Below are 11,885 nucleotides of genomic sequence, written 5' to 3'. Positions count from 1 at the left end.
TCCACCTATTTTTGATAAATATATCGAATAAATAAGTATATTCAAATAATAAAATTTATTATTGAAATACGATTATCTAATTATAATGAATAGATATTATATATTATTTTCTTTAAGTCACTAAGCTAGCGAATCAAAAATAAAATCAAATGATAATCATTATATAACAAATTTTTATATTCTTATTACAAGAATTATGAATTACAATTATAAATTATAAATCATATTAAGATATTAGATATTAAATATTTAAAAATATATTTAATTTAGATTTGGTGATAATATGGAATTTAACGCGGAAGAAATGGTATTGAGTGCTTTAGAAAGCCATATTATGAGTTATTTGCACGAAAACAATGAATTAATCAATAATATAATTGAAAAACAAATGAATGATTATATAGAATCATATATTTTAGAAAACACTGAAAGGATAGACGAATTAATTAAAAAATCATTAAATAGTAATTTAGAAAACTATCTGACTCATTATATTTCTAAAACAGATAATCCTCAAGATTTAATTGTAAATTCTTTTAAAGAGGGTATAAATACTCATTTTAAAGACAATTGCATAGAAATAAGTTCCTGTTATCATGATGCAATATATAGTTATTTTGCAGACAATAACATTTTGTTGATGAATACAATTCAAAAATCGATTAAAGATTCATTTAATGAGTATTTGATAAGTCACGATAAAGAAATTGGAAATATAAATAGTGGTGGCAATATTAATGCTAATAAGAATAGCGATAGTAATGCAACCTTAAAATTAGATTCAAAACCAGAGGCTTTTAAAACTAATAATAGTGTTAATAATGCCAACGCTATTAAAGCATCTGAAAATCCACAACTCCAAGAATATCAAGATGAATATCAAGATGAATATCAAGAAGACATTCAAAAAGTTCAAGTTCAAGAGATTCCAAAATCAACAGAATTAAAGACTGAATTAAAATATGTTGTAAAACCCGAACTTAAATTAGAAAATTTAGAAGGGATGAAATATAATTCTAAAAATTACATAAGGGTTGAAGATATACCTAAAAACGGGGATTTTAGAAGTATTTTATCCGAGGAACATTTACAAAAATCAGAATTTAAAGATATTGAAGAAGAAAAAATTAATACTGTGGATGATGAAGAATCCGAAAAGATAAAACTAATTGATGAAAAATTAGCAAAATTAAGATTAAGTAGGCAAGAACAACAACAAAATGGTAATAACAATAATAGCAATGAAAATAACGTCATAAATAATTCTTCAAACCTTAATATTAAAGGTTTGGATAAATTAAGTAAAATAGATGAAAATTTAGATAAATTTAGCCAAGATATTCATAAAATAAATGAATTATACCAAAAGGATAGTTTAAAAAATTCAAAATTAAATTCTAAAAATAGCAAAGATATAATTAAAAACCATGTCGCAGAGATAAACGAGATAGAGCATTTAAACGTTCAGAATACTGGAAAAAACCAAGATGAAATATACAAAGATTTAAAATCGTCCTTAAAATCTTCAATGGGTGGCAACAGATACAATAAATTAGATGAAAATCTAAAGGATATAAATAAAGATGAAAAAGTAAAATTAAAAGTTACATCCAAAGGGCATATAAATTATAAATCACCTTGGGATTAACTAATTAACACATATTTTATTTATAATTATTTTATATTATTTTAGATTATTCCATATTACTCCATATTACTCCATATTATTTTATAGTTATTTTACAAATTATTTTACAAATTATTTTAAACACATTAATTTTTAACGTATATTTTTAATATATTTAATTTTATAATCCTGCATTCTAACTGCCATATATGAAAATAAGGCTACAACTATCAAAAATCCATAATTAAATCCTATTTCGGTCATTGAAAGTAAAATTGCCCCATATATACAATACAATTTTAAATCTATATTTTCATATATCTTTTTAGAAATTAAACCAAATAAGAATGCTAAGAAACCGCCCCCAAATAGGCCAAAGTCCAAATGGAACGGTGCAAACATGGTTGTTGTTATATTGTGCTTATATCCATATATTAATTCCGAAATTACCTGCTCCCCGTTTGGTATAAATGTAGTACTTCCCATTAACATCTGAGGATAGTGTATAACTTTATCAAATGACATTATATCAAAATATGCCCTATATGATAACATTTCTATGAAGTTTAAGCTCCAATTTTGCCCTGAAGTGCTTATTATGAGTTTTGACATTACCCCTAAAAATACTAGCAATATGAATGCCCAAAACACCAATTTTGCAAAACTTATTTTTGAAGTCTTTTTTTTCCAAATTAAATAGGATACTACAACCGTTAAAACGCCTGCTTTATAGCCTAATCCAATATTTAAACCCAAGGCAATTATAAAGGGTAAAAATCCGCTTAAAGCAAAATATGACAAAGTACCATATGATAAAAGTCTTAAAGGCTCATTCGCAATCCCCATTCTTATTGTATAATCTAATAGGGGAATATTTCCATATTTTAAAACTATTATTATAAATGATAGTATACCAAATAAACCCGCATAATATCCTATTTTATCCATATTTCTCTTATTTTCTTTATTTTCTTTATTTTCTTTATTTTCTTTTTTATTCCTTATAATATATTCTTTATTACAAGCCAAGCTGTATTTTCTATAATACCCAAAGAATAATTCTAAGAGGGCAAATCCAATTATCATAAATAATATGGCTGCTCCAATGCCTAAAAATGCGTAAATACCATTTCCTGCAACTAGTCCGCATATTATTAAGCCAAGTAACGCAAGAGGTTTTTTAAAGTCCCGTAAATTGTTTATTATGTGGTATTTTAATGAATTATTTTTTAAATTATCGGAATTTTCTGCAATTCCTAATTCATCATTTTCATTATTTTTAGCATTTGTTATGTCTTTATTATCTTGTGAATCGAAGCTAATTTTTACAAAATAAGGTATTCCAAACATTGCAATGTTAAAAAACATCACTAGTATCGAGTAATAAACAGTAGGCTCAAATTTACCATAATAAGGTACTGCTAAAATTAATAGTGTTAAATGTCCCAATATTACCAAGGAAAGTGGATTTTCTATATTTTTTAAATTTTCCACCAATTCATTTTTATTTAAAAATTTTATATTCATATTATCACTTTTTAAAGTATGTCTTTTTGACTTTTGTGTAAATTGTATTTATCTATGATTTAATAATCGCAAGTTTGTGATTTTTTTAGGATTTTAATATATTTTAACATATTTTAACATATTTAATATATTTTGGTTCTAATTTAATTTTAAGTTTATATACAAAATAATATATTATATTTATTATATTGATATAATATTAAATTATGCAATTATGTATGCAATTATTTAATTTTAAAAATAATATTATTATGGGTGAGTATAAATGACTAACAGGTTAAAAAAAATCGATAAAAGTTTTATTTTTTCAGATGATAAAGAAGACGGTGAATATAACGAAAATAAAGATAAAAAGCAAATGGGTGTGGTATTCCCAAAAGGCTTCAAAGCAAATGGTTACAAGGAAGGCAAGTACGGTGTAACTATTGTTTACTCTGAAAATCCAAATACTGTATGTTCAGGAGTTTTTACATCCAATAAAGTCTATGCACATCCTGTAAAGTACTGTAAAGATTTATTGCTAAGTAGTGATGATAAAAAGTTTAATGCAATAGTCATAAACAGCGGTAATGCAAACTGTTTTACTAAGGACGGTATGCAGGACAATAACAAAATGGTAAAGGTCACGTCAGAACTGCTAAACGTATCTAAAAATCGCATTCTAAGTGCGTCTACTGGCGTAATTGGTAGGAAAATGCCAATGGATATAATAATTGATAGAGTTGAAAAAGCATATTCTAACTTAAAAGTAGAAAGTGATAACGAAAACGCATCTAAAGCAATAATGACAACAGACGCGTTTAATAAAAGTGTTTGCATAGAAATAACCTCAAATGACAAAGTTGTTAAAATAGGGGGTATTGCAAAAGGTGCGGGTATGATAGCGCCAAATATGCAAAAACCAAAAAACTTATTACACGCAACAATGTTGGCAGTAGTTACAACAGACCTTGAAATTTCCGCTAATGATATTGAAGACTGCTTATATGATGCTACTGAAAAAAGTTTCAACAATACGGTAGTTGATGGAGATACTAGTACCAATGATAGTTTGTATTTAATGGCAAATGGTGAAAGTGGCGTAAAATACGAAGAATGCAAAGAACTTTTTGACAAAGCTTTATCCTTAGTATGCCAAGAGTTAGCAAAAATGATGGCAAGAGATGGGGAGGGTGCTGGAAAATTAGTTGAAGTGCTTGTAAAAGGTGCAAAGACCCAGGAAGATGCCAAAAAGGCATCTATGGCAGTTGTAAGGTCATTATTGGTAAAAACTGCAGTATTTGGTAACGACCCTAATTGGGGTAGAATAGTAGCAGCTATCGGTTACAGCGGTGCAGATATGGACATGGACATTTTCGATTTATCCATAGGTGATTTTAACGAATCTACCTACTTGGTAAAAGATGGTGTACAGATAGCTGATGACGGAACGCCAGAATTAAAAGAAGCTGAACAATTAATCCAAAAAGAAAAAATAAAATTCGTAATCGATTTAAAAAGGGGTAATTTTGAAAATACCTCATTTGGTTGTGATTTAGGTCACGAATACGTAAGAATTAATGCAGAATATACAACTTAATTATTTTTATTTTAATATTTTTTATTTTTTATTTTTTATTTTTCTTACTACGTCCCCTAATTTATTTAATAATTTAGTAATTTATTAATTTATTCTATCTAGTTTAATTGAGAAGTACATCCTAATATTTAAATTATGAAAAATAAAAATTACTTTGTATACGAAGATGAGGGGGTCGTATGAAAAAAGTTTCAGAACATGATTCGATAAACGAAATGTACAAAAAATTAATAGATGACAACATGTCTAACATTTTTGACCGAGAAGACCAGCAAGAAACCGTTAGATGTGGTTTTTGCAGTCAAGGTATGAGTTGTCAACTCTGTAGTAATGGACCATGTCGTATAACTCCGGTTATTGAGGGGAAGCGAAAAATAGAATCCGGAGCTTGTGGAATTGGTCCCGATGCAATGGCAATGAGATATATGTTACTTAGAAATGTTATGGGAACTAGTACATACACATATCACGCAAAGGAAGCATTCAGAACCTTAAAATCAACTGCCGAAGGTAGGACTCCATTTGAAATTCAAGATATAACTAAATTAAAAACTTTTGCAAACGCATGTGGCTTAAAAGTCACCTCCGTAAATGAAACTGCGGTAAATTTGGCAAAGTTCCTTTATGAGCAAACTTATACTAGTAAGCCATCCATAATGGTTGAGCGTTTTGCACCAAAGCCACGTAAAGAACTTTGGAATAAATTGGGAATATATCCGGCAGGACCTCAAGAGGAAATGCTAATTTCCACATCAAGTTGTTTAACCAATGTAGATAGCGATTACGTTTCATTAGCTTTAAAAGCAATGCGTTTGGGAATTTCTTGTATATATGGGGCACAAATAGGTCTAGAAATGGTACAAGACATATTATATGGTACACCAATGCCTCACAAGGTAGATGTAGATTTAGGAATACTTGATCCCGAATATATAAACATTGTGGTAAATGGTCATGAGCCTTTCGTTGGTGCAGCATTAATTAATATGGCAAGAACCTCAAAAATACAAGAAAGAGCAAGAGCTGAAGGTGCAAAAGGGTTAAGAATAGTAGGTTCTATTGAAACCGGTCAAGAATTAATACAGAGATTTAATGTAGATGACGTATTTGTTGGATTAACAGGTAACTGGATTACAATTGAGCCACTTTTGGCCACAAATGCAGTAGACGTTTTTGCAATGGATATGAATTGTAGCCTTCCAAGATTGAACGAATATTCCAAGAAGTACAATGCTACATTAATTTCCGTATCAAAACTTGTTAAATTGCCCCATGTAAGTATAAATATGGATTATGAACCTCACAAAGTAGAAAAAATGGCAGATGAAATAATAAATATCGCCTTTAAAAACTACAAAACTAGAAAATCAACAAAGAGCCATGTACCTAATAGAAAAACTGAAGCAATAGTTGGTGTATCTACAGAAGCCATATTGAACATATTAGGTGGTAGTTTAGACCCATTATTAAACGCTATCAAAGATGGAGACATTAAAGGGGTCGTCGCTTTGATAAGTTGTACTTCAATACACGGCAATGGTCACGATATGAATACAGTGGCAATTGCAAAAGAATTAATCAAAAAAGACATTTTAGTAGTGAGTGCAGGGTGTGGAAACGCAGCTTTACAGGTTGCAGGTTTAACTTCATTAGATGCGATAGATATTGCAGGCTCTAAACTTGCAGGAGTTTGTAAATTATTAAAAATACCTCCAGTACTTAGCTTTGGAACTTGTACTGATACAGGTAGAATATCTATGCTAGTGACAGAATTAACCAAGGCTTTAGGTGTAGATACAAAAGATTTACCAATTGCAGTAACTGCACCAGAATATATGGAGCAAAAGGCAACCATTGACGCTTTATTTGCACTAGGATTCGGTTTATATACGCACGTTTCACCATTACCTCCAGTTACTGGGGGAGACAGTTTAGTAAAATTACTTACTCACGATTTAGAGAATTTAACAGGTGCTAAATTAGATGTAGAAACGGATATGGTGAAAGCAGCCTCAAATATTGAATCTCATATTAATAAAAAGAGAAGTAAGCTGGGAATTTAAGATAAAATAACTATATAACATTTTAATTTTAAATTATATTACTTATAAAAATCATACCAATTTTTCAATTTTTTTTAAAGTGTTTAAAATAAAAGGTGAGCATCAGGTTTCATGAAAAATATCTCATCGCTTGAAAAATCATCAGCTGGGGATAACGTCATCATCTGCTCGATTAGTATAATCTATTCTTCTGCTTTATATACCTATTGTTCCAATTTAGATAATTTAGAAATAAATTTATTCAATAAATTAGACAATTCACCTATTTTAAAGCCTGGCAATTTAAAAACTCTTTCTTTAAAATCAAACTCTTCACTATACTCTTCTACAAACTCTTTAACGTATTCACGAGTAAGATTGAGCTCGTGCGCAGAATTGACGAGAGCTTTACCAACTGTTTTATTTCTATGTTGGAATAATGCTTTAAGCAAATTTTTAAACGTTTTTTCGTTTAATACTTCATAATCTGGATTCTTTTTAATTAATTTAACAATTGCAGAATCTACTTTAGGCTTAGGCGAAAATGCAGTGGGTGGAACTTTACAAACCATCTTTACGTCAGCAGAATACTGAACTGCTACGCTAAGTCTACCATACTCTTTTGTATCTTCTTTTCCCACCATTCTTTTGGCAAATTCGTACTGATACATTAGTACAGCTAAATCAAAACCTTTTTTACGTTCTAAAAATTTAAATGTAATCGGTGAAGATATTTGATATGGCAAATTAGCAACTATTTTGTTGAAGTCTAATGAATCCAAATCCACTTTTAAGGCATCTTCCCATATAATAGTAACATTTGGGTACTCTTTAACTACTTCTTTGGCAAATACTTCCAATCTCTTGTCAAGTTCTATTACATAGACTTTTTTAGCTACTTTTGCAAGTTCTTTGGTTAATACACCTTCACCAAGACCTATTTCAAGTACTATATCTTCCGTATTTAAATTTGCACTGTTTATAGCTTTTTTTACAAAATTTTTATCCTTTAAAAAGCACTGACCCAATTTTTTAGAATTTTTATGAGAATTTGAATTCATATAACCACACATTATTTAGTTTTTTCAATTTTAACTTTAATTTAATTTATTTTTTATTCTATCTTTATTCTATCTTAGTTTTTATTTTATCTTTATTTTTTAATTTTTTTACTTTAAATGCTTCATATAGTCCATAAACCAATGAAAAAGCACCTAAACCAAAGAAAAATACTACATCTAAGTCCAATATTCCAGTTTCAATCCCTGCAAGTAAATAAGCAATTAATATCGCATATATTCCCATAAATACGCCATTAAGTTTGCTACTAATGTAGTGTAACGCTCCAATGAACATACCAAGACTTCCGAAATAAGGTATTAAACCCAAGTATCCAAAATCTGCAAAAACTGCTCCAAATATAGTAGGCGTAATTGTAACACCTTCTATCCCAAGACTATTTGCAACTATGGTTCTAGGGCCTGAAGAAACGCCAGGAATAAGTTTATATGATGAGAAAATTGCAGTGTGTAATACACCTTGAAGATTACCTTCAAAATTTTGAACTATCATATCTAAAATGTTCATAGTCAATTGTATACGTGATACAATCGGATTTCCGCCGATATTTAACGAATAAAATCTTAGTACGGACATTACGATTACGATTAAAGCAAGCCCAACAACCGGATAAACAACCTGTTTATTCGATAATTTGTTATTGTAGTACATAACAAATATTGTAGATAGCAACAAGATAATAACCTGAGTTCTGTAACCTAGTAAAGCAACCAAAGCCGCAAAAACCAAAGAATAGCCAAATACCTTTTTCTTGCTCATCTCGGTACATGAAACAACTATCGCCCAACCTAGTGGTAAAAGGTGCGCTAATGCAGTAAATCCCACGTTTAAAAACTTTCTTGAGGCAGGGTCGAATAAAGGAACTCCGCTAACCCATATTAAGTCCGCTACAGTAAATAATGCCCCTACCGCTATTAAAAGTAATCCTATTTTCCTATGTTTTTCGTAATTAATATTTTCTTTTACGAGACTAATTAATTCATTATTATTTTTACTATCGCTATTATTTTCATCACTTTCGGCATTAAAATATTTTTTAATAATATCTTTTCCAACATTAAATGATATATAAAAGAAACTTGCACAAAATAAGACTATAGCGCCGGTAGTTACTGAAATATTGGATGCAAGTATCACAAACATGCAACTTATAATAACAAAAATATCATTTGGATTAACTTTTTCTTTTAAATTTAGGTTTAAATTCATTTTATCACTAATCCTTATCAAACATCGTTTTTTAATTATATTGAAACATCTTTCGTAAATATTGTAATATTGTAATATTGTAAATTTTAATAAATTATTTTCAATTGCATAATCAATATTTAAAAAAATTAAGAAATATTATAGGAATATTCTACGTATATAATCCTTATGAGTATATATTTTTTAAATTTATTTCCATGAACTAACCTTTAATTTGGAATTCTCACCAATTTTTTCAGTTAATTCACTGTTAGTTTCAGCATATACTACGGAAACTTTTAAGTTTGATGTTAAAACATTGTTTGGTTTTAAAATCTCGTCAAGTGATTCAAAATGACTAATTTCAAAGTCTCCAATCATTGTTGTACCATTTAATAATATATTGAATACAGGCATTAATTCATCGTATTTAAACACGTTTCTAATCTGTTGTTGTGTTGTAGGTAACAATGTATTACCATCTGAAGCAATTGAACCTTGAATAATAATATATTTTGGAGTTAATCCCTCAATTGTAGTTTCTTGCTCAATTTTTGATTTTAAATCAGTAAATGACTCTGCTTGTAATTCATCTAATCTGTATGTAATCATTGAATTGCCAGAAGGTACTAATTTTATGTATTTAATTGCGATATCTTCCTTAGAGGCTAATCTACCGCCTAATTCATATTCTTTATTATTGTATGCAACTTTAAGAGTTCCCCCTTTTGCACCAATTACTCTTATGGTTTCTTTAAACGGACTTTTATCTGCTGTCCATTCGCCTTCTACTTCTGCATTTAAAATAAAACCTTTCTTTATAATGTTGTCGGATACCCATGCACATTTGTACATTTCTTCCCCGCTAAAATCGTATTTTGTCGTATTAGAACCTAAAAAATTGTATCCCAATACACCTGCGGTAACAACTATCGAAAGAATAACGAGTATCTCTAAAATACCGATTTTTAATTTCATAGTATCACAATTTGTAAATTAATTTTTTTTATAAATTTAAATTGATATCAAACTAAAATATCTATCAATTTTATACTATAAAAATATGTAATAAAAAAGAAAAAACTAAAATAAATCTAAAAATAATAATTAGATAATATTTAATAAATGGTAGAATAGCGTAAGTGTACCAATAGATACTACCGTGGTTATAAAACAACCAGAAGCTATCATTTTAATGTCTAATTTATACTGTATAGCAAATACCAAGCTCATCATAGCTGAAGAGGTACCTGATTGTAATACTGCAACATTTCTATCTAGTGTATTGTCCAATACAAATTCCGAAGCTCCAAAAGTGAATGCAGGAGCAAGTAATAAACGGATAACTGAAGCAACCAAGCCGTAAAACATACCGAATCTAAGGGCTGAAGGTGACAATGATAAACCTAAGGATATCATAATCAAAGCAATCGTAGCCTGTGAAAGATATGTAAGTGTTTCAACTACAATTGGGGGCATATATGATAAATTAAACCCTAATATAACTAGAAAAGTACTAAAAACTCCCGCTACAATCGGAGGGAATTTAATAATTTCTAATAAAACGTTTTTCTTAGCCCCTGACATTTTAAGACCAATATATGTACCAAGTCCCATAATAACTATTACGCTACCCATATCCCAAAAGATAGCTCTTGTAAGCCCTTCGGCACCATAAAATCCATTTATAACTGAGTATCCCATAAAGCTAGTGTTTCCAAGGGTACATAATAATATAAATGCACCAAGTGATTTATTGTCCATTTTTAAAGCTTTTCCAACATAATACGATGTTATTATACAAAATGCAGACATTAAAAATACTAAAATCGGTAATTTTAAAAACTCCGAAAGTTGGTCAACCCTTACGTTTTCAAGAATATTCAAGAATATTGTGGATGGTATACCCATGTAAATAACTATATTATTAAGCGCTAAAATATGGTCTTCGCTCAATATCTTGCTTACTTTTGCAAAATAGCCCACCAAAATTAAAGCCACTATTATTATCATTATATCCATAATTTCGCCTTATATTTATTCACAAATAATTCAATTATTTATAATTCAACTGTATTCGCAAATTATTTAATTATTTTATATTATTAGCTATTCTAAATGTTTATTTAACATCTAAGATGTTTCCACACTTATCTAATTCATTACGTCTAATTCGAGTAGTAGATATTGGTTTATTATCCTCTGCTAGTTCAAATTCACATAATTCTATTTTTATAGGTTTTTTTCCTTTTTCAACACGGATTTTATTTATTTTTTCCGCATTGCAAAGTGTTTCGGGACTAACAACTATATGGTCGTAGTCGTTTTCTAAAGTATCCCCGTAAGGGTCGTTTATGATTTGAATTTCAAATTCTAAGTTATTTTCCGTAAGGAATGTTTCTAATTTCTTAATCCTAATAACCAGTGGATTAATATCGTGTTTTTTGTATTTTTCGTATTTTTTAAGGTACTCGTCACTCGTAATTCCTATATAAAGTTTACCAAATTTCGAACCATATTTAAGTAATTTTTCATGCCCTTTATGAATTATATCAAAAGTACCGCCAATTACAACCTTAGTAAAAAGCTCTGATTCATCATTACTTATTATTTTATTCTTTATTCCGGATAATTTCATTTTCGTACCTTTTATTTTTCATCGTTATTATATCTTTATTTATCAATATTATATCATTATTTTAATTTTTAATTTTTAATTATATTATTTTTAGTTATTTATTTTTATTCATTATTTAATTTGTAATATATATAGTTTGACATAATTATATCCTTTTATAGTAATTATAAAGCCATATGCTCAATAAAAATTTAAAAAACTTTA

General features: G+C 28.8%; 9 protein-coding genes. 3 read left to right on the top strand and 6 right to left on the bottom strand.

The window, feature by feature from the left end; genetic code table 11:
• Positions 1–283: 283 nt before the first annotated feature.
• A complete protein-coding gene (locus J2127_RS03260) occupies positions 284–1,648 on the top strand; it encodes a hypothetical protein (protein ID WP_209732062.1) in 1,365 nt (454 codons plus the stop codon).
• A gap of 132 nt (positions 1,649–1,780) precedes the next feature.
• Here J2127_RS03260 and J2127_RS03255 read toward each other — a convergent pair whose 3' ends face one another.
• Positions 1,781–3,154 (bottom strand): hypothetical protein, encoded by a 1,374-nt coding sequence (locus tag J2127_RS03255; RefSeq protein WP_209732060.1) that lies wholly within the window; start codon positions 3,152–3,154, stop codon positions 1,781–1,783.
• Between the two features lie 358 nt (positions 3,155–3,512).
• Here J2127_RS03255 and argJ point away from each other — a divergent pair, with 358 nt between their 5' ends.
• Positions 3,513–4,733, top strand: coding sequence for a bifunctional ornithine acetyltransferase/N-acetylglutamate synthase (argJ, locus tag J2127_RS03250; protein WP_209732297.1), 1,221 nt, complete (start codon positions 3,513–3,515; stop codon positions 4,731–4,733).
• Between the two features lie 179 nt (positions 4,734–4,912).
• Entirely contained in the window at positions 4,913–6,796 is a 1,884-nt protein-coding gene (gene cooS, locus J2127_RS03245; RefSeq protein WP_209732058.1) for an anaerobic carbon-monoxide dehydrogenase catalytic subunit, read from the top strand.
• 203 nt (positions 6,797–6,999) lie between these two features.
• Here the strand turns inward: cooS and rsmA are convergent, their stop codons facing one another.
• From rsmA to J2127_RS03220, 5 genes are all read right to left on the bottom strand, one after another.
• Positions 7,000–7,836 carry a 16S rRNA (adenine(1518)-N(6)/adenine(1519)-N(6))-dimethyltransferase RsmA gene (gene rsmA, locus J2127_RS03240; RefSeq protein ID WP_209732056.1) on the bottom strand — a complete coding sequence of 279 codons (837 nt, stop codon included), beginning with the start codon at positions 7,834–7,836 and terminating at the stop codon, positions 7,000–7,002.
• 64 nt (positions 7,837–7,900) lie between these two features.
• Entirely contained in the window at positions 7,901–9,064 is a 1,164-nt protein-coding gene (locus tag J2127_RS03235) for an oligosaccharide repeat unit polymerase family protein (protein WP_209732054.1), read from the bottom strand.
• 189 nt (positions 9,065–9,253) lie between these two features.
• Positions 9,254–10,021 (bottom strand): TrmB family transcriptional regulator sugar-binding domain-containing protein, encoded by a 768-nt coding sequence (locus tag J2127_RS03230; RefSeq protein WP_209732052.1) that lies wholly within the window; start codon positions 10,019–10,021, stop codon positions 9,254–9,256.
• Positions 10,022–10,150: 129 nt separating this feature from the next.
• Positions 10,151–11,065 (bottom strand): AEC family transporter, encoded by a 915-nt coding sequence (locus J2127_RS03225; protein ID WP_209732050.1) that lies wholly within the window; start codon positions 11,063–11,065, stop codon positions 10,151–10,153.
• A gap of 100 nt (positions 11,066–11,165) precedes the next feature.
• Entirely contained in the window at positions 11,166–11,681 is a 516-nt protein-coding gene (locus J2127_RS03220; protein WP_209732048.1) for a phosphopantetheine adenylyltransferase, read from the bottom strand.
• Between the last annotated feature and the right edge of the window lie 204 nt (positions 11,682–11,885).

The sequence above is a fragment of the Methanococcus voltae genome (assembly GCF_017875395.1).
GTDB classification, from domain to species: domain Archaea; phylum AGJL01; class Methanococci; order Methanococcales; family Methanococcaceae; genus Methanococcus; species Methanococcus voltae_C.
Note: the sequence above shows the minus strand (reverse complement) of the source record. Positions and strands in the feature narration are given on the sequence as shown.